We start from the raw sequence: 20,352 nt of genomic DNA, 5'->3' as shown, positions 1-20,352 counted from the left end.
ACAAGAACCACTCCCAGCATGAGCAAAGGTATTAACCACGGGACACAGCCGCAAAAAGGCACAATCCCGCTCCCAACGGTGCGAAGAAGCGACCAAAAACTCTTGCATAATAATGCTGGTAAACAAAGAAAGCAAACCAGCGCAAAAAAAGCCGATCGGAGACAAGAACCACTCCCAGCATGAGCAAAGGTATTAACCACGGGACACAGCCGCAAAAAGGCACAATCCCGCTCCCAACGGTGCGAAGAAGCGACCAAAAACTGTTGCATAATAGTGCTGCCAAAAACCGCGAGACTAGATAAAATACCAAAGCTTATTAATCAACCATTCCGGAAACACCCCAAGAAAAATAAGGAAAGCTGCCAGTCCAATCAGTTTCCAGCGAAAAAGCAGGCTGGTTTGAACATCTTGCTTTTCACCATCCTTGAAATACATAGCCTGGATAACCCGGAAATAATAATAAACGCTGATTGCAGCGCAGATCACCCCGAGAATTACCAGCCAGAAAACCTGGCCATTCTGGACAGCGGCAGAGAGCATATAAAACTTGGCCATGAAACCGGCAGTTGCGGGTATGCCCGAAAGCGAAAGCAAAAATATCGTGTTGGTTGCGGCAAGTACAGGATGATTTTTGCCCAGACCATTATAACCCTCGTAGGTATAATCTTTCAATTTAATAAGGATAGCAAATACACCAATCGTGGCAAGACTGTACGCCGCGGCATAATAAAGAATTCCCTGCACCGCGAGACCGTTCAGGGCAACCAGTGCAAACATCATAAAACCAGCCTGGGCAATACTTGAATAGGCCAGCATCCGCTTAACGCTTTGCTGGAATATCGCGGTGATATTTCCGATCACCAGGGTAGCTGCGGCAATGATGGCAATAATCAGCTGCCACTGAGTATGCATGGATTCGAAACTTCCCTTGAACAAGCGGATAAAAGCAATAAATGCGGCTACTTTTACAATTGTTGCCATGAATGAAGTGAATACTGTTGGAGCACCATCATAAACATCAGGCGTCCAGAAATGGAAAGGGGCAGCAGAAACTTTGAAAGCCATAGAAAACATCAGCAATAACAATCCGGCTCCTACCATCGGTGTCAGGGGACCGGTGCCAAGAGCAATCACCTCCATATCAAAACTTCCCTTGGCTCCATAAATCAGTGTGATACCCATCAGCATTAAGCCCGTTGAAAAAGAACCCATCAAAAAATACTTCAGGGCAGCTTCATTACTTTTCAAATTGCGTTTATCGCTACCTGTTAGGATGTACAAGGGGATGGAGATGATCTCGATTCCCAGGAACAGCATCAATAAAGTATTAAAAGATGATGCAATGGCAACACCACAAAGAACAAAAAATATGAGAGCAAAATAATCAGCCAGGTTATTGCCTACCTTTTCCATATCAGGAGCAGATAAGAGGAAGTAGACCAGAGTACATCCGACAGCTATGGCATTAAACAGCAAACCAAAATTGTCAAACACCAGCATATTGCGGGTATTGATGTCGAACAGCGGATTGCCGCTCATGTCCATGACAATTCCAGCCAGTAAAATAAGAAGTCCGGCGGTCGCAATGTTCCTGACCAGGATGTTACTCTTGCTCACGATACCGCTGAACATCATAACTACTCCCCAGATTGCCGATATTATAATTGCATTCATCCGTTCATTTTTATTTTGTTGGTCGTTTGTCTTAAATCGTCATAGCACGGACCTGAAAGCCCCACCAACTTTGCCAATCTATGTTTAACTTTTTTTGCAGGCCCCCATTGAAACTTCAGTCTCAAGATTACCTTTTATTGTATTGTTATATTTTACCGAAATTATATTGTCTATAGTGTCGCTCAGAACTTACTCATCACTCATAACCACTCGTCGCTCAGAACTTACTCATCACTAATGACCCACTCGTGTCTCCGAACTTACGTGTGGCTCAAAACTTACGCCCCACCCCAGATTCCCTTTTCACTCATAACTCTACAATTCATCACTCACTCATCACTCATAACTCATAACTCATAACTCATAACTCATAACTCATAACTCATAACTCATATCTCATATCTCTCTCAAGGTTTTATCGACATCTTAGTCAATATCGAATCTGCCACCGATTGTGTCAATTCAAGCATTGGTTTCGGATAAACCCCAAATGATAATATCAATCCTACAATAATGACCAGTGCAAGTGATTCATTGAAACTGATATCTTTTGCTGTTGAAGTAACAGCATTGGTATTACCATAAAAAACCTTCTGAATCATATTCAGCGTATAAATCGCCGACAAGATTATGCTGATACCAGCAACTGCGGTAAAAATCATATTGTATTTGGAGGCCGTCGATGAAAAGATGCCACTGAACATCAGGAATTCCCCGACGAATGCATTGGTGAGTGGCAGTGCAACATTTGCCAGGGCAACAATAACCAGTAGAAGAGTCAGCATGGGTGCTTTTTCTGCAATACCACCCAGTTCAGAAATCTTCCTGGTTTTGAAATGTCTTTCTATCAGCTCAACCACTATCCAGAGTCCGATAATATTAATACCATGCGCAAACATCTGTATCATCACGCCCTGGATCCCGGCAGCTGAAGGAACAAATATGGCGAGGCACATTAGCCCGATATGCGCTATGGAAGAATAAGCAACAAGTCTTTTAAGATCATCCTGGCGGATCGCAATCAATGAAGCGTAGATCATACCAATCACTGCAAGCATCGCAACAGTGTCCCCCCAGGCCCAGGTTGCCAAAGGCAGCACGGGAACCAGCCAGCGAAGTACGGCAAATACACCCATCTTCACCATGATACCACTGAGCACCATTGTGGTGGCGGTAGGTGATTGCTCATAAGCATCAGGTTGCCAGGTATGAAAAGGAAATATTGGCATCTTAACAGCAAACGCTATAAAGAATAACCAGAATACCCAGCTCTGCTGTCCATAAGGCAGATTGAGGTTATAAAATGAATTGATTGAAAATGAATGATCGGGTGTCTGGAAATACAGGTAAAGGATGCCCACCAGCATCATGAGGCTGCCAACAAATGTATAGATGAAAAATTTGAAGGTAACGGGGATACGTTTTTCGCCACCCCATTTTGAACAAAGGAAATAAGTTGGAATGAGTGCGAGCTCCCAGAAAAAATAAAATAACAAGGCATCCTGTGCAACAAACACACCCATAAGACCGGCCTGGGTAAGCAGCATCAGTGCATAGAAATTATTTGGCTTATCATATTTCGTGAACCAGGTGGCGACAAAAATCAGGGGATAAGAAACAGCTGTTAATAAACAAAGCAGCTGACCCATCCCGTCAAGCTTCACAGTAAACCGGCTTCCGAGTAAAGGCTGCCATTCTGCATCGGCCAGCAATTGCTCCGGACTGTTCAGGATCGTAAGTCCAAGTATAGAGACAACTAGTGTTATTATTGCAGACAGCAGTGACCATGACTTAGCACCGCTTTCACTTTTAAAGAAAAATGAAGCGAAACCGCCAAGCAATGGAATAAGTATCAGTAGAACTGGTATCATATCAGGTTATGAAAACTATTTAATATTCGACTCTTTGTTATTTGAATTACTGTGTCTTTAAACTCAGGCCTTATTTTATACTCAGGCTTTACTTTTTTATAAAAAACTGGAGTACAAAAAACACCAGCATACCCAGCACCATTAACAATACATAACTGCCTACCTGGCCACTCTGAACCAGCCTGATCTGCCGGCTGCCATATTGCAGAAAACGACCTACCCCGTTTACCAGCCCGTCTATCACCGAGCGCTCCATTACATTGTTTAAAAACTTTGCAAAGGAAAGCATTGGTTTTACTATAACAGAATCATAGAGCTCGTCAACATACCATTTGTTTGCAAGAAGCTTTGCCGCACCTTCAGGTTCATTGAGTTCAGGTTTCTTACTGAATCGATTCACGGCAAAAAAGATTGCAATGAGGGCGAGGCCGACAGAGATTGCCATCAGCATATACTCAGTTCTATGTTCGATCGTGTGAGCGTGTTGAAGTTTCTTTGATTCGGCGAATACAGGTGCCAGGAATTGGTCGAGCCTGTGACCACCTTCCATAAAAATCTCTGGAATACCAACAAAACCACCTACTATAGAAAGGATAGCCAGCACGATCAACGGAATAGTGATCGCAGACGGACTTTCATGCAGATGATGTTCCTGCTCGTCTGTACCACGAAATTTACCCAGGAAGGTTGTTGCGTATAGACGGAACATATAATAGGCAGTCATCATTGCACCCAGAACGCCAAGTATCCAATAAACCGGGTTCGCTGCCCAGGCCGCTGCCAGAATTTCATCTTTTGAGAAAAACCCACTGAAAGGCGGGATACCGGCAATAGCAATACAGCCGACCAGGAAAGTAATATGGGTTATTGGCAATTTCTTTTTTAGTCCACCCATGTAGCGGATATCCTGCTCATGATGCATGGCATGAATAACAGAACCCGCACCAAGGAAAAGTAAAGCTTTGAAAAATGCATGAGTCATCACATGGAACACAGCGCCGGTATAAGAACCAACGCCGAGGGCGATAAACATATATCCAAGCTGGCTTACGGTAGAATAAGCAAGCACCTTTTTAATATCATTTTGTTTGATGGCAATGGTTGCTGCAAAAAGCGCTGTGGCAAGACCAACAATTACTATTACGGTCTGGGTGAAAGGCGCCAGTGTATATAAAATGTTGCTGCGCGCGATCATATAAATACCTGCGGTGACCATTGTAGCAGCATGGATTAAAGCAGATACAGGTGTTGGACCTGCCATCGCATCGGGCAGCCAGGTATATAAAGGGATCTGCGCGCTTTTGCCGGTGGCACCCACAAACAACAATAATGTAATTCCGGTAAGGTCAGTTGTTGAGAGATCGCTGAATCGATCAAATACCCCCGCATTATCAGGAGTGTGAAAGGTTACAGTTCCAAGTTTTGCTATCAGCCAGAATATGCCGAGCAGAAAGCCAAGGTCCCCTATCCGGTTCATGATAAATGCCTTCTTCGCCGCATTACCATATTCAATGTTTTTGAACCAGTAACCAATAAGCAGGTAAGAACAGAGTCCTACACCTTCCCAACCGATGAACATGATTACAAAGTTGCCACCCATAACAAGTAACAGCATCGAAAACACAAACAGGTTCAGGTAAGCAAAATACCTCGCGAATTGAACATTGTTCTCTTCATGCATGTAGGCTGTGGAGTAAAGATGAATCAGGAAGCCAACACCGGTAATAATCAGGAGAAATACAGAGGAGAGCTGATCAACCTGGAATGAAAAAGGTATGGAGAGTTTTCCAACCTCAATAAATTCAAATAAGGTGACCAACTGGTTGTTGCCGTTCTTCACTTCGAGGAAAACAAGCACACTTAATATAAAGGAGATCAATATTACGCCGCTTCCAATTATACCTGAAAGAGATTTTGACAGTCCCTTCCTGAATAGCCCATTGATGAGAAATCCCGCAAGCGGCATTAAGGGAATTAAAGTAACCAGTTTGTTCATAATCCTGTTTATACTGAACGCTTAAAATTGAAATTCTCAGCGATGCTTTAAGCACCGGATTTGATAACCCAACTTGTGAACCGCTGAAAGCATAGCCCCGCAGAACTCAATGTTTAAGTCTGTTCAAGAAATTGATATCTATTGAATGCGTATTTCTGAACATCATCACTATGATCGCCAGGCCCACACTAACCTCGGCGGCTGCAACCACCATAATGAAAAAAACAAATAGCTGACCTTCGATGCCCGCATTAGGACTCACGGTTGCCTGGGCTACGTTGTGCATTTTCGAAAAAGCAACCAATAAAAGATTCACCGAATTAAGCATCAGCTCAATGCACATGAAAACAATGATCGCATTCCTTCTGGTGAGCACACCTGCGATACCAATGCAAAACAGGGCGATGGACAGAAATATATAATACTCGATCTTCATAATTTATAATTGGGTGTTCTTATTCCTTTTTACCAATCACCACTGCGCCGACCATTGCACTTAAAAACAATACACTGCTTATTTCAAATGGAATCACATAATCAGTAAACAACACCTGACCCAGGTTCTCAATCAGACCAATATCGCCACCACCATAAAGTACCATCTGACCTTTTTTATCAGCATCTTTCAAAGCTGCAACCAGCACCAGCAACAGGCAGCCACCGGCCACCACACCTGCAAGCCTCAACCATTTATTTTTCTTTGGTTCGGTTTCAGAATTAAGGTTCATCAGCATGATTACGAAAAGGAAAAGAACCATGATGGCCCCGGCATAAACGATAAGGTTAACTATTCCGAGAAACTGCGCATTCATGAGGATATAATGCCCGGTAATAGCCACGAATGTAACTATAAGCCAAAGTACACTATGAACAGGATTTTTACTGACTACAAGCATGATGGCACTACCCAGCGCCAGTACACTTAAAAAATAAAATAATATCTCAGAAACGTTCATGCAGTATTAGGTATTAGATTCTCCGATTGGTATTAGATTATTTATTAATTCTGCTGAGTTGGAGCCGCTGGTCTTTTTGGACGGGTTCCGACTGCCTTCGCATATTCTTCAGGGTTATCCTTAGGATGCGGAATCAGCAGGTCGTTTTTATCATAAATCAATCCTTTACGCTGGTAGTTAGCCGGCGCAAATGTTTCACTCAGATAAATGGCATCCTTAGGGCAGGCCTCTTCGCACAAACCGCAAAATATACAGCGTAACATGTTGATCTCATATTTGGCAGCATATTTTTCCTCACGATATAAATGTTCTTCACCTTTTTTACGTTCTGCACCTTCCATGGTAATGGCTTCGGCAGGGCAGGCAACAGCACAAAGTCCGCAGGCTGTACAACGTTCACGGCCCTCTTCATCACGGTTAAGGATCTGCAAACCACGAAAAACCGGGCTGAATTCCCTTTTTTGTTCAGGGTATTGAATCGTCGGTTTTCTTTTGAAGATATGGCTGAAAGTAATCATCATACCCTTGGCAATGTTCCAAAGGTACAGTCGCTCCAAAAACGTCATTGGCTTACGCTCCACAGGTTTCGCTCTTCTCGTTAATGCTTCCATAAAGCTGTTTCTCCGGCTCCCAGTTAAACTGGTTGCTTTTTAGTTTCGCAAAAATATTTTTATAAGGTCAACTGACCAATTAAGTTTTCTTATATTAAGAGTATGTTTTTTTCTTATATTAAGACTATATTAAAAACCATTTGCCCGGTACAACACCACAGCTGCTGTGATAAGCATGTTGGCCAGGGCCAGTGGTATTAATGTCTTCCAGCCAAGATTCATCAGTTGATCATACCGGAATCTTGGTATGGTCCATCTTACCCACATAAAAAGGAAGATAAAACAGGTTGTTTTAAATAGCAGGCTGGCCACCTGCAATAATGTCGTCAGGTTCTGTCCCCAGCTCTGAACCAGGTTAGTATCGTTTACGAATGGAATATCATAACCTCCGAAAAATAATGTCGCCATCAGGGTGCTGCTGATAAACATATTGATATACTCGGCAAACAAATAAAATCCAAGTTTCATGGAAGAGTACTCCTGGTGATAACCCATGTTCAATTCGTTCTCAGCTTCCGGCAGATCAAATGGTGTACGGTTACATTCTGCGAAAGCGCAAACCAGGAAAATCAGGAAGCCCAGTGGTTGCATGAAAATATTATACCATCCATCCATCTGCTGGCCCACGATAACGCTGAGTTTTAGTGAACCGGTCAGCATCAGCAATGCTATCAGTGAAAGGCCCATTGGCAGCTCGTATGATATGGCCTGCGATGCACCGCGCAAAGAGGCCATCAGCGAAAACTTGTTGTTTGAAGCCCAGCCCCCGATCATAATACCGTAAACACCCATACTCACTATTGCAAAAATGTAGAGAACACCAATGTTGATGTCAGCTACCTGCAGATTGATATACCGGTCCAGACCGAACAAGGTGAAATGTATCGGTCCACCCCAGGGTATGATAGCAGAGGTCATAATCGCTGTGAGCATTGCAAGCGAAGGACCTAAAATAAAAAGCGCTTTATTGGAACTGTTTGGAATGATCTCTTCCTTCATGAAGAGTTTTAGTCCGTCTGCAAGTGGTTGTAAGATACCAAAAGGGCCGGCCCTGTTTGGCCCGATCCGGTCCTGGATAACCGCTGCCACTTTTCTTTCGGCATAAGTCTCATACATGGCTATGACCAGTGAAATGGAAACTATAGAAATGATGAGTATCAGCTTTTCTATGATAAAACCCCAGTCGATAGCGAGCAGTGTTAATTCCATGTTTGTTTATTATACCTCTTGTTCGATGACAAATTGTTCAATGAAATTGAATCCGGTGCATTAATTACTCAGACCTTTCTGATTAACCAGTGGATTGAAATCTTCCGAATGTGCCGGGCCCTGGATTTCCGAAAGATGCACTTCCGGTTTGTTCACCTGGCTTACAGAGTGAATGTCCATCAATAATCTTGGTGCACGGCCATGCATCACTCTTTCAATCGTTTCAGCAGGTAAAGTAGTTCCGATATAATGCCCTGCAGAAATCACGGATTGATGGCTGATACGTGTCGGCCCCTCGATGATCCACTCGCTTGTCTTTTTACGTTCGAAACGACATTCATTACAGATCCAGTCTTCAACTTCGCCCCATTGATCTTTTCTTGCAGTTACACGGAATACTTCATCACCCCTGTACCACAAAGTTGCTTTACCCTTACACTTGGTGCAATTGCAATGTGCATCTACCGGTTTTAGGAACCAAACCCTGTTTTTGAATCGGAAGGTTCTGTCTGTAAGCGCACCTACAGGGCAAACATCAATCACGTTGCCGATAAAATCGTTGTCAAGTGCCTTTTCTATAAAAGTGGCAATCTGCGAATGATCCCCCCTGTCCAGAATACCATGCTCTCTTTTTTCTGTAAGCTGGTCCGCTACATAAACGCAGCGATAACAAAGAATACAGCGGGTCATGTGCAGTTGAATATATGGCCCGATGTCATGTTTTTCAAAAGTCCGGCGCTCGAATTCATAACGTGTGCCTTCTTTACCGTGATCATAACTAAGATCCTGCAGATGGCATTCACCGGCCTGGTCGCAGATAGGACAATCAAGCGGGTGATTGATGAGCAAAAGTTCAACAACTCCTTTGCGTGCATCCGTTACTTTTTCGCTGGTGATATTTTTAACAACCATTCCATCCATCACATTGGTGCGGCAGCTTGCAACCAACTTGGGCATTGGTCTTGGATCGGCTGTTGAGCCGGCCGCAACTTCCACCAGGCAGGTTCTGCATTTACCCCCGCTGCCTTTCAGCTTGCTATAATAACACATAGCAGGCGGAGCAACATCACCACCTATACTCCTTGCAGCATTCAATATGCTTGTGCCCGGTTCAACATCGATGGTAATGCCATCAATAGTAACTTTTATAAGCTTTTTCTCTTCAGCCATATTATAAGTTGTGCATTTATCCTGAAATGATAATGCAGTATTTTAATTTAAAACTAAGCGGGTACCAGTTCTGGTCTCGGATCTGCATAATGTGCGAGACCATAGTTCCTTACCTGGCTTTCTTCCGGGTTTAATACATGCCATTCAAACTCATCCCTGAAATGACGAATCGCAGCGGCAACGGGCCAGGCCGCAGCATCACCCAGCGGACAAATTGTATTGCCCTCTATCCTTCGCTGAATGTCCCACAAAAGATCGATATCACTCATTTTTCCTTTCCCATACTCTATCTTCTTCAGGATCTTTTCCATCCAACCCGTTCCTTCACGGCAAGGAGAACACTGTCCGCAGCTTTCATGACGATAGAACCTGGCCAGCGTTAACGTATGACGAACCACACACTGATCTTCATCCAAAACGATAAATCCACCCGATCCCATCATGGTGCCTGTAGCGAAACCTCCGTCAGCAAGGCTTTCATAGTTCATGATCCTTGTTTCACCTTTTGCTGTTTTAAACAAAAGGTTAGCAGGAATGATAGGCACAGATGATCCTCCAGGTATACAAGCCTTCAGTCGTTTGCCATTTGGAATGCCACCGCAATATTCATCCGAATAAATAAATTCTTCAACAGAGATGGTCATGTCGATCTCATAAACACCAGGTTTGTTGATATTGCCACAGGCAGATAAAAGCTTTGTACCTGTTGATTTGCCCATGCCAATCTTGGCATATTCTTCACCACCCATATTTAAAATCGGAACAACAGCTGCAAGTGTTTCGACATTGTTTACAACGGTAGGGCAATCATATAAACCTTTAACTGCCGGGAATGGTGGTTTGATCCTTGGATTACCACGTTTGCCCTCGAGCGATTCGATTAATGCAGTTTCTTCTCCGCAGATATATGCACCGGCGCCCCGTTGTACATAGATCTGGCAGTTAAAACCAGTGCCCTGGATATTTGTTCCCAGCCAGCCATTTACATTGGCTTCACGGATAGCTTCTTCCAGGATATCAACTATCCACGAATATTCGCCGCGTATATAGATATATGTTCTTTCTGAACCAAGTGCCCATGAAGAAACCACCAATCCTTCAATAAGCAGGTGAGGTAAAAATTCCATCAGGTACCTGTCCTTGAAGGTTCCGGGTTCTGATTCATCTGCATTGCACACGAGGTAACGTGGAACTCCTTCGGGTTTGGCGAGGAAGCTCCATTTCAAACCCGTAGGGAAACCTGCGCCGCCCCGGCCGCGGAGACCGCTTTTCTTTACTTCTTCAACAACATCGGCGGGGGCCATTTTAAACGCCTTTTCCGCAGCTGCATAACCTCCGTTACGGCGGTAAACATCATAGGTTTTGATGCCTTCAATATTAACCTGATCAATCAGTACTTTTCTACCCATGGATTAAGCTATTACTTCACTTTTTTCAATACATATTTCTCTGCTTTTTTACCGGTCATAATCCTGCCGGTTTTATCAAGCTGAAAAAGTGCTGTATCTGATTTCAAATATCGGGATTCAGCACCTTCAAGATGTACAGTATCACTATGCATCATGAATTTGCCGCTTATTGTTTTATTTAAACCTGCAGTATCTTTTGGATTTTTACCTATATAAGCAATTCGCAACTCAAATGTTGTATCGGCAAATAAGGTCACAGTAGTTTCTACAGCATCGCAATCTTCACATGGGATCATACCGGCGTAAGCCGCTGTGATTATCCTTTGATATTGAACAGAAGGCTGTGCTGCCGGAGTATCGGGAACCGGTATTACCGTTGCATTGTTTTCCTTTTCAGCTGAATCACCACAGGCAGTCATGATCAGGGCCAGGCTTACAATTACTACAATTTTTTTCATTATCTGCATAATTCGAAGATGAATAATCTATTGTTAATTGGTCCGGCTACGGCATTCATCAATTATCTGGTCAACTTTTTCTTTAGTAAGATGTTCGCGGTAGAATTTTCCCAGCTGCATCATCGGCGCATAACCGCAGGCACCAAGGCATTCTACTGTTTTCAAAGTAAACATTCCATCAGCTGTTGTTTCACCAACTGCGATACCCAGCTTCTCTTTAATATAGTCAATGATATCATCACTACCGCGCAGCATACATGGACCTGTCTGGCAAACTTCAAAAAGAAATTTACCAACCGGTTTCAGGTTATACATCGAATAGAAAGTAGCTACTTCATATACTTCTATCGGTGCAATGTCTAAAAGTGAAGCAACATAATCCATTGATTCGGAACTGAGCCATCCACCGAACTCTTCCTGCGCCATATGAAGCAACGGTATAACCGCACTTTTCTGTTTGCCGGCAGGATAGCGGTCTTTGATTTCCTGAACCTTACTGAGTTGCTGCTCTGAAAATTTCACCATATTATTAGAATTGTCTGTTTGCTCACGCAATCAGCAAATTGTTTCTTAACCTTCGTTGTAACTATTTTTAGTTGTAACTATTTTTATCAGCCATCCATTTCTCCGGCAATCAGGTTAAGACTGCTCATCAGGATGATTGCATCACTCAACATTGAACCACGGCTCATTTCTTCATAAGCCTGGTAATAGATAAAACATGGTCTGCGGAAATGCAGCCTGTATGGGGCTCTTCCTCCATCACTAATCAGGTAAAATCCTAATTCCCCATTCGCGCCTTCCACTGAATTGTACACTTCCCCTTTAGGCATATCAATTTCACCCATTACAATTTTGAAATGCCAGATCAGCGCTTCCATCTTCGTATATACATCCTTTTTCTCCGGTAAATAATATTCCGGAACATCGGCATGAAATATTTCCGCTTCAGCACCTTTAAATTCCTGCACTTTCTGATAAGCCTGGCGAATAATGCTGATTGACTGGTACATTTCCTGGTTCCTTACCAGGAACCGATCATAACAATCACCGGTAGATCCTACAGGTATTTCAAAATCCATATCCTCATAACTGCTGTATGGGCTGTGTACCCGTACATCATAATCAACACCCGCCGCACGAAGATTCGGGCCCGTAAAACCAAAGTTTATTGCACGTTCTGCACTGATGGGTCCTACGCCCATGGTCCTTTCCATGAATATGCGGTTCCTGGTAAAAAGGTTTTCAAACTCCTTTAATACTGCAGGATATTCGTTAAGAAATTTCTCCAGTTTCTGAAAAGCGGCGTTTGTGAAATTTCTTTCAAAACCACCTATTCTTCCAATGTTCGTAGTGAGCCTTGAACCGCAGATCTCTTCGTAAATCTCATAGATCAGTTCACGGTATTGCATTACATAAACAAATCCCGTGAAAGCACCGGTATCTACACCAACAATGGAATTGCAGATCAGGTGATCCGAAATACGCGCAAGTTCCATGATGATGATCCGGAGATAATCAACCCTTTTCGGGGTTTTGACATTTAATAATTTCTCACAGGTAATATGCCAGCCCATATTGTTGATGGGAGCCGAACAATAATTCAACCTGTCTGTCAACGGGGTGATCTGGTATAAAGGTCTTCTTTCTGCAATTTTTTCGAAAGCGCGGTGAATATACCCGACAGTCTGTTCAGCGCTTACAATCCGTTCACCATCCAGTTCAAGGATGTTTTGGAACACCCCATGTGTTGCAGGGTGTGTAGGCCCAAGGTTGAGTGTCGTTGTTTGTTTTTCAATTGAACCTTCCGGTAATTTTATATGGTGCTCAGACATCTTATTTGTTATTTATCTTCCAAACATATCATCATCCTTATCGATCCTTGTCTGATCTTCAAGAGGAAACTCTTTCCTCATCGGAAAATAATCCATCTCGTCGACGTTCAAAATTCTTTTCAGGTTTGGATGACCAATGAAGTTGATTCCATAGAAATCATAAGTTTCGCGCTCCATCCAGTTTGCGGCTGAAAATAAATTAGCCGCGGTAAAAACATCCGGTGAATTGATATCGGTAAAAACCTTGAACCGGACCCTGACGTTATCAACCAGGTTGTGGAGATGGTAAACCACTGCGAGTTCGCGGCCGGCATTATCAGGATAATGCACCGAGGTGAGATCTGTGAGGAATCTGAAATTAAGATCCGGCTCGTCAAACAAAAACTGCATCACCTTCAGGTTCATTTCCTTTGGTGCTTCGAAAGAAAGCATTCCATATAACTCTTCAAAATTTGTGACCTGGTCGCTGAATTTCTCAGTCAGTTTGGATTTTATATGATCGTAAGTTAAACTCATTTTAATACTCTGCGATTTAGCTGGTCTGGTTTCTGGGTTATTGGATTCCGTAGCTTTCCATGAGTTCTTTGTAGCGCTCACCATTTCTTCGTCTCAGGCTTTCTTTACCCACAAGATCCTGTACCCTCATGAATCCGTCTATCACAGCTTCGGGTCTTGGTGGGCAACCTGGTATATAAACATCAACAGGGATTATCTGGTCAATTCCCTGCAGCACACTATATGTGTCAAATATACCGCCACTTGAAGCACAGGCGCCCATCGCAAGCACCCATCTGGGTTCTGCCATCTGGAGATAAACCTGCTTTACGATCGGACCCATCTTTTTTGCAATTGTTCCCATCACCATCATTAAATCACACTGGCGGGGTGAAAATGCCATACGCTCAGATCCGAACCTTGACATATCGTAGTTCGCAGCCATGGTTGCCATGAATTCGATGCCGCAGCATGAGGTGGCAAATGGCAGAGGCCAGATGGAATTTTTTCTTGCCAGTCCTACAACTTTATCAAGGGTGGTAGCAAAAAACCCTTCTCCTGAATAGCCTTCCGGGCCCTCCTCCAGGAGTTTTATATTTCTTTCGCCGGTAAGATTATATTGAACAGGTCGCATTTCTTTGAGTTTAGATTTTTCAATTTTAAAAGGTAAATGTTGTTCAGGTCAATTCAGGAATCATTGCGGATTCCCTGGCCTTTATAACATTTCTTAACCTTAGAAAGTTGAATTTTAGCCGTTGTTGTAATAAGTTTAATCAAGCCTTAAGCCGGTTTCTTGTCTTAATCTTCCCATTTCAGGGCACCTTTCTTAATAATATATGTAAAACCAGCTATAAAAAATCCCACAAACATTAATACTGCGTAAAAACCATTCCAACCAAGATGCTTGAAATTAATAGCATATGGATAGAAGAAAATTACCTCCACATCAAATAACACGAACAATATCGCAACAAGGAAGTATTTTATTGCCATTGGCTGACGCGCGTTGCCAATACTTTCAATTCCGCTTTCAAATGTGGCCAGTTTATCAGATGTGCTTCTTTTCGGGCCGAGTAAATGAGTAACGAACATTATCCCGCCTACCAATAAAAGGGCAAAAACAAGTTGCAATGCGATAGGAAAATACCAATAGGAACTATTTGGGTCGTGGACAGCGGTTGAGGCTTGTAAAAGGTACTTCATATTTAACCCGCGTATTGGTTTAGGCGCAAAAATAAGACAGAGTGGTGACATTCCAAATGTCAATGTGGGAATTGCAAAATAAAATCCCGACCCGGAAACCGGGACGGGATCGATATAAAGAATTCATTATAAGACTGATATTATCTACCCGTTGCCGGCTTCTTTTTAGGTGTAGTTGCTGGTTTTGTTCCGGGTTGTTTTTGTGCGGGTTGCTTTGGCTTAGGTGGATTCTTCAGCTGATTTATGGTAGCAGCTATCTCCGTTTTTGAAGGATCAATGATAAGGATCTTTTCCAAAGCAGCAATTGCCGAATCATTTTTCTTTGCCACGTTTGCGTAATACTGTGCAAGATATGTATGTGACTCGATCATGATATTCTTCAGCTTGACACGAGCAGAATCTGGAATCGTATCAGTAAAAGAAATCAGTCTTTTATAAGGCTCAACATACAATCCCTGTTCAAGCGTAGTATCCTTAGCTACTGCGGTTCTTGCGCACCAGAGATAACCATAGATCTGATTAGGAAATTTTGTTTGATATACATTACAGAATATACTGTCTGCTCTTGCATATTGCTTTGCGGTATAGTTTGCAAAGCCCCAGGCGTACAAGGCAGTTTGTGAAGGCTCCGGGTCAATTTTATAAGCCATTCCAAGCCAGTTTGCTACCTGCACTGAATCTTTAAGACTCTTAGCAAGGTCAGCAGCTTTTTGAATGTATTTAACTTTGTTGGCTATTACTGTATCCTTGTCAATAGCCTTTTGGAAATTCGCGAAAGCTTCAGCTTCAGATCCTGGTGTCTTGGCGGCAATCTTTCCCATTTCTTCATAGTCTGTTGGAAGTACATCTTCAGGGGCAGCCTTCGAAAAGAAAGTTGTCATTGCTTGTTTTGCACCTGCAGCATCACCCAAAGTGTCGTTTACGTATGCAAGCATACGATACAATCTCGGACTGGCCTTGTCGCCCAGCTGAGTAATTAATTCTGTAGCTCTTGCTTTTGCTTCCGGGAATTTGCTGGAAGCATATAGAAGATCTGCCTTCATAGATTCCTGTTCAGGACCCTGATCGCTGTTCGCTACATATTGATCAAGATATGTAGCCGCCTTATTTACATCTCTGAAATACCAATAATAATATAATTCAAAATATGTCGGTGCATATGTTGGATCAAGCTTTATTGCATCTTCAAATGCAGGGAGGAAGTATTCCGGATTGTTTTGAGTAAGATATACTTTTCCAATACTGCTTTTAGCTGCTGCATGTTTTGGGTCCAGTTCCAAGGCCTTTGTATAAGAAGTCACAGCGTTACCACCATCTATCAGTTTGCGGTATGCATCACCCAATAACATGTATGTTTCAGGCGAAGCAAATTTTTTAATGGTTGGCGCGATCTTGAGCTTTTCTATTGCATATGCTGCATCACCGGAATTGGCATCAACATTTGCATTTGCAACTGCATTGATTACGTCAACCTCTTTGTTTTTCGTAAGATTCAATGCAGTTTCGAAACGTTGTCTCGCTTCGTTTGTTTTACCTTCCATCAGCTCGAGCTGACCCATACCGGCAAGAAGCAAAGGAGCATTGCCATTCTGCGTAAGATATTTTTGATACAAAGCCTTGGCAGCGACTGTATCTCTCAACGCATTCTTTTTATCCAACAAAGTCTGACCTAACCAATATACTGCTTCCAGGTTGTTAGGATTTGAAGCCAGGACCTTGTCAAAAGTTTCCTTCGCGCTTTTGAACCTTTCATAGTACAAAAACTTTTTGCCTTGCTCAACTGTTTGAGCAAACAGCACATTACCGATTAAGGCAAATGCCACTACCAGACTTAACGATCGTTTCATCATTGTCGATTCCTGATTTTTAGATTTTGTAATATATTGTGTTTATTGTTCCGTTTTCCGGGCTATTCGGTAATACTCATATTTCGCAAATCAAAAGGCATTCTTGTTGGCAGTAAATACGCTCTCTTGAAAATCAACTGTCCTTTTTCATAGATGAGGAAATTCGCAAATCCGCTGCCAAGCCCCCTATAATTTTCTTTTAAAACATAGTACAAAGGGCGTACCATCGGATATTTGCCCAGTGCGATATTACCAAGATAAGGATGAACAAAAGTTCCATTACAATCTCTGCACTCGATCTGGGCCAGTTTTATCTTCTCAAGAAAACTCAGCTGGGCGGTATCATCACTGTTACCTATCCAACTAACACCTATCATGCCAATTGCATCATTATGATTAGATACATATTCAATTACAGCCTCACTGTTCGCAGCTCCCACCACATTTTTACTGAGAGCCTCTCCCTTTAAAAGTGAATCTCTCACATAACGTACGGTGCTTGTTTGCCTCGCTCCATCCAGCAACACTTTGTATTTAAAGTTGCTCTTGCCTCTTAACATTCCCTGGATTTCAGGAATAGTAAAAAAGGTGTCTTTTGACTGATTATTGACAATCAAGGCAACCGCATCTACAGCCAATGTTCCGAATGCCGGTTTGAACTTATATTTATCCGTCATCAGCTTTTCTTCTTCCCTGGTCGGAGCCCTGGTAACAATCACCAGCCGAACGCTGTCATTCATAAGATCCCGCAGGCATTCTGCTTCAGGTTTATAATCAACAACGATCTTTGCGTCAGGATACTTGGCTTCGAACACTTTGACCTGCGAATCCATCACAGGCTTAAATGATTCGTCAACACTGATCCTTATCCTACCACTTGTAATAGTTTCCTGTATCCCGGTTCCTGCCGAATCGCCGCAGCTAGCCAGGATAATTCCAAAAATAAAAACAAACAGTAACAAAAAAATATCCATCCCGCTATGGGATATTCTGAAATTCCGCATTAATTAATATAATTTTTCCTGTAACCCCTGTAAATTCTGAATATCCCGTAAAGCACACACAATCCTCCAAAAATGTAAGAAAATGGTGGTACGGGAAAGGCGAGCTCGTAACCGAGTTGCCGCGAGAACAGGAAAAAGCCGCCTATTGCGGTGTAAATGAGCCCCATACCGAAATCCATGATGGATCTGCGGTTTGTATATGCACTCATCTTCCTCTTTTCATAGTCATCGTGTGACTTCTGTTCCAATTCGTTCATATTAGTTTTTTTCAGGGGTTCGGGCAAGTTATGAAATTACCTTCAAAAAAAACTTCAGAGGTATTGAAGATTAGCCTCAATTTAATTTAAACGGGAGGAATACGGTGCCGTTAGCGGCCACGATTCTTTTATTAAATAAATCATATTTAAAAAAATCGTACCATATTTGAAAAATATCCCCGGAATATCTGCCGAACCCGGTCTAAAAATTTTTCAGTCTTTCTATTTAGATGCAGCTCAACGGTTCATTCCATAACATGAAAAGTTAAATAGGTCAATAAAAACCGGGGTTGAAAACTATCTTTGCGAACATGAAAATTCTGATGGTCTGCCTGGGTAACATATGCCGCAGTCCGCTGGCGGAAGGCATATTAAAACACAAGGCCAAAACAGCAAATAAAAAATGGATCATTGACAGTGCAGGTACAAACGGATACCATGTGGGGGAAGCGCCGCACCGGCTTTCACAGAAAGTAGCTAAAATGAACGGAGTAGAGATTTGCGATCAGAAAGCAACCCAGTTCACCGCCTATGACTTTCGTGACTATGATATTATTTATGCTATGGCTGATGAGGTAATAACTGAAATGAAATGGATAGCCGGTAAAAACTACGACGCTTCAAAAGTGAAGTTATTAATGGAGGAACTATATCCCGGGAAAAAAATGGATGTCCCCGATCCCTGGTATGGAGCGGAGCCAGGTTATCATGATGTTTATAAGATGATTGATGAAGCCTGCGATGCAATCTTAAGGAAATATGAGTAAGTCCGTAATATTTTTATCAACTTCCCTACCTATAATAAAATGAGTATAAAAGTTTCATTACCACAAGGTACCCGTGATTTTGGTCCTGATGTGGTTCGCAAGAGAAATTACATCCTGGATACAATTCGTAATGTTTTTGAATTATATGGATTTCAGCCGCTGGAAACGCCGGCTATGGAAAACCTGGAAACCCTGATGGGTAAATATGGTGAAGAAGGAGACAAGCTCATTTTTAAAATTCTGAATAATGGCCTGAACGATCCTAAGAATTCGGAAAAGGCCAGCCTGGGATTTCAGAACGCTTTACAGGGAAAAAATGACCAAAGACTAACTGAAAGAGCATTAAAATATGATCTTACTATACCTTTCGCCCGTTATGTTGCTATGAATCATGGTCAGCTAGCGATGCCGTTTAAAAGATACCAGGTGCAGCCGGTCTGGAGGGCTGATCGGCCGCAACGGGGACGGTACCGCGAATTTGTTCAATGTGATGCTGATGTGGTCGGAAGCAAAAGTTTGATTAACGAAGTAGAACTGGCCGGAATTTATGACACCGTGTTTAAGAACCTGGGGATAGGCATTGAGTTAAAAATAAATAGCAGAAAGATATTGGCTGCTCTTGCAGAATACTGCGGAGGACCGGAAAAGCTTACAGATATAACGGTAGCTATTGATAAGCTCGATAAAGTGGGCCTGGAAAAAGTGGCAACTGAACTTGCTGAAAAAGGTTTGAACCAGGAACAGATCGACATGATTAAAGCATACCTCGCCTTATCAGGTAATAACAGGGAGAAGATTGCGGGATTGAAGGAACTTATACCAGGTGAACATGCAGGCGCTGGTATTGCTGAACTTGAATATCTGCTGGATTATCCGGGTACAAACTATCGTGATAGCCTGATTGTTGATCTCACGTTGGCACGTGGACTCAATTATTATACGGGTTTGATATTCGAGATCAAGGCAAACAATGTTCAGATGGGAAGTATCGGAGGTGGGGGCAGATATGATGACTTAACAGGTTTATTTGGTGTCCCGAACATTCCGGGTGTCGGAATATCGTTCGGTGTTGACAGGATTTATGATGTAATGGATGAATTAAATCTTTTCCCCAGGGCAGTACAGACTGGAACACAGGTGCTTTTTTTTAACCTGGGTGAAGAAGAAAGCAAAGCGGCTTTTAGTATTGTTCAGAAGCTAAGGGATAAAGGAGTTCGTTGTGAGTTATTTCCGGAGCAGGCAAAAATTGATAAACAATATAAATACGCTGAAAAGAAACAGATACCATTTACTGTTTCTATAGGCAACAAAGAACTGAAGGAGCAAATGTGCGTGGTGAAAAATCTTGCAACTAAAGAGCAGGTCGTGCTGCCAATTTCAGCCGTGACGGATTTTAATTTTGCTGATCAGCAGAACTCAGTACTGAAATAAATATGACAACCTTTTAGTCCTGTAATAATTTAAATACCCCAATGGTCCTGAAATAGCGATTGTCCTGAAATAACTAATGCCCCAAACACTGACCAATATAAACAACAAGTCAAATTCAATCATCACATCACCTTCAAACAACAACTCAACTTCAAACAT

Annotated in this window: 21 protein-coding genes; 3 read left to right on the top strand and 18 right to left on the bottom strand. The window is 42.5% G+C overall.

Translation table 11 applies throughout. The annotated features are described in order from the left end of the window. Positions 1-183: hypothetical protein (locus tag VK664_RS15550; protein ID WP_461399601.1), on the top strand; the 183-nt coding region annotated here is incomplete at its 5' end. 111 nt (positions 184-294) lie between these two features. Here the strand turns inward: VK664_RS15550 and VK664_RS15545 are convergent. The 18 genes from VK664_RS15545 to VK664_RS15460 form a co-directional block, all read right to left on the bottom strand. Then, positions 295-1,674 carry an NADH-quinone oxidoreductase subunit N gene (locus VK664_RS15545; RefSeq protein ID WP_461399600.1) on the bottom strand — a complete coding sequence of 460 codons (1,380 nt, stop codon included), beginning with the start codon at positions 1,672-1,674 and terminating at the stop codon, positions 295-297. A gap of 407 nt (positions 1,675-2,081) precedes the next feature. After that, complete coding sequence (locus VK664_RS15540; RefSeq protein WP_461399599.1) at positions 2,082-3,545, bottom strand: complex I subunit 4 family protein; 1,464 nt, start codon at positions 3,543-3,545, stop codon at positions 2,082-2,084. Positions 3,546-3,633: 88 nt separating this feature from the next. After that, complete coding sequence (nuoL, locus tag VK664_RS15535; protein ID WP_461399598.1) at positions 3,634-5,541, bottom strand: NADH-quinone oxidoreductase subunit L; 1,908 nt, start codon at positions 5,539-5,541, stop codon at positions 3,634-3,636. 106 nt (positions 5,542-5,647) lie between these two features. After that, on the bottom strand, positions 5,648-5,977 hold the full coding sequence (gene nuoK, locus VK664_RS15530; protein WP_461399597.1) for an NADH-quinone oxidoreductase subunit NuoK: 330 nt from the start codon (positions 5,975-5,977) through the stop codon (positions 5,648-5,650). Positions 5,978-5,996: 19 nt separating this feature from the next. Beyond that, positions 5,997-6,497: an NADH-quinone oxidoreductase subunit J family protein gene (locus tag VK664_RS15525; RefSeq protein WP_461399596.1), complete on the bottom strand. Its 501-nt coding sequence runs from the start codon at positions 6,495-6,497 to the stop codon at positions 5,997-5,999. A gap of 44 nt (positions 6,498-6,541) precedes the next feature. Continuing rightward, on the bottom strand, positions 6,542-7,108 hold the full coding sequence (gene nuoI, locus VK664_RS15520) for an NADH-quinone oxidoreductase subunit NuoI (protein WP_461399595.1): 567 nt from the start codon (positions 7,106-7,108) through the stop codon (positions 6,542-6,544). Positions 7,109-7,237: 129 nt separating this feature from the next. Then, the gene (nuoH, locus tag VK664_RS15515; RefSeq protein WP_461399594.1) at positions 7,238-8,317 is read right to left on the bottom strand and encodes an NADH-quinone oxidoreductase subunit NuoH; all 1,080 of its coding nucleotides are present in this window, start codon (positions 8,315-8,317) and stop codon (positions 7,238-7,240) included. 60 nt (positions 8,318-8,377) lie between these two features. Continuing rightward, a complete protein-coding gene (locus VK664_RS15510) occupies positions 8,378-9,487 on the bottom strand; it encodes an NADH-quinone oxidoreductase subunit G (RefSeq protein ID WP_461399593.1) in 1,110 nt (369 codons plus the stop codon). A gap of 53 nt (positions 9,488-9,540) precedes the next feature. Next, positions 9,541-10,896, bottom strand: a complete 1,356-nt coding sequence (gene nuoF, locus VK664_RS15505; protein ID WP_461399592.1) for an NADH-quinone oxidoreductase subunit NuoF — start codon at positions 10,894-10,896, stop codon at positions 9,541-9,543. Between the two features lie 11 nt (positions 10,897-10,907). Next, positions 10,908-11,354, bottom strand: coding sequence for a copper resistance protein NlpE (locus VK664_RS15500; RefSeq protein ID WP_461399591.1), 447 nt, complete (start codon positions 11,352-11,354; stop codon positions 10,908-10,910). Positions 11,355-11,387: 33 nt separating this feature from the next. Next, positions 11,388-11,879, bottom strand: a complete 492-nt coding sequence (locus tag VK664_RS15495; protein ID WP_461399590.1) for an NADH-quinone oxidoreductase subunit NuoE family protein — start codon at positions 11,877-11,879, stop codon at positions 11,388-11,390. An 86-nt stretch (positions 11,880-11,965) separates the two neighbouring features. Further along, the gene (locus tag VK664_RS15490; protein WP_461399589.1) at positions 11,966-13,189 is read right to left on the bottom strand and encodes an NADH-quinone oxidoreductase subunit D; all 1,224 of its coding nucleotides are present in this window, start codon (positions 13,187-13,189) and stop codon (positions 11,966-11,968) included. A 12-nt stretch (positions 13,190-13,201) separates the two neighbouring features. After that, a complete protein-coding gene (locus VK664_RS15485; protein ID WP_461399588.1) occupies positions 13,202-13,705 on the bottom strand; it encodes an NADH-quinone oxidoreductase subunit C in 504 nt (167 codons plus the stop codon). Between the two features lie 37 nt (positions 13,706-13,742). Then, the gene (locus tag VK664_RS15480; protein ID WP_461399587.1) at positions 13,743-14,318 is read right to left on the bottom strand and encodes an NADH-quinone oxidoreductase subunit B; all 576 of its coding nucleotides are present in this window, start codon (positions 14,316-14,318) and stop codon (positions 13,743-13,745) included. A gap of 164 nt (positions 14,319-14,482) precedes the next feature. Further along, a complete protein-coding gene (locus VK664_RS15475) occupies positions 14,483-14,887 on the bottom strand; it encodes an NADH-quinone oxidoreductase subunit A (RefSeq protein WP_461399586.1) in 405 nt (134 codons plus the stop codon). A 140-nt stretch (positions 14,888-15,027) separates the two neighbouring features. After that, positions 15,028-16,737, bottom strand: coding sequence for a tetratricopeptide repeat protein (locus VK664_RS15470; RefSeq protein ID WP_461399585.1), 1,710 nt, complete (start codon positions 16,735-16,737; stop codon positions 15,028-15,030). 59 nt (positions 16,738-16,796) lie between these two features. Beyond that, on the bottom strand, positions 16,797-17,738 hold the full coding sequence (locus VK664_RS15465) for a PstS family phosphate ABC transporter substrate-binding protein (RefSeq protein WP_461399584.1): 942 nt from the start codon (positions 17,736-17,738) through the stop codon (positions 16,797-16,799). Then, positions 17,738-17,995: a hypothetical protein gene (locus VK664_RS15460; RefSeq protein ID WP_461399583.1), complete on the bottom strand. Its 258-nt coding sequence runs from the start codon at positions 17,993-17,995 to the stop codon at positions 17,738-17,740. Before VK664_RS15460 ends, VK664_RS15465 begins: the two co-directional genes overlap by 1 nt. Before the next feature lie 311 nt (positions 17,996-18,306). On the opposite strand from VK664_RS15460, the gene VK664_RS15455 reads away from it, so the two are divergent. Both VK664_RS15455 and hisS read left to right on the top strand, forming a co-directional pair. Then, on the top strand, positions 18,307-18,762 hold the full coding sequence (locus tag VK664_RS15455) for a low molecular weight protein-tyrosine-phosphatase (RefSeq protein WP_461399582.1): 456 nt from the start codon (positions 18,307-18,309) through the stop codon (positions 18,760-18,762). Between the two features lie 39 nt (positions 18,763-18,801). Next, the gene (gene hisS / locus VK664_RS15450; RefSeq protein WP_461399581.1) at positions 18,802-20,193 is read left to right on the top strand and encodes a histidine--tRNA ligase; all 1,392 of its coding nucleotides are present in this window, start codon (positions 18,802-18,804) and stop codon (positions 20,191-20,193) included. The last annotated feature ends 159 nt before the right edge of the window (positions 20,194-20,352 follow it).

The sequence above is a fragment of the Flavitalea sp. genome, from assembly GCF_035489435.1.
In the GTDB taxonomy this organism is placed as follows: Bacteria; Bacteroidota; Bacteroidia; order Chitinophagales; family Chitinophagaceae; genus DATHKG01.
This window is presented reverse-complemented; position numbering and strand designations above follow the sequence as displayed.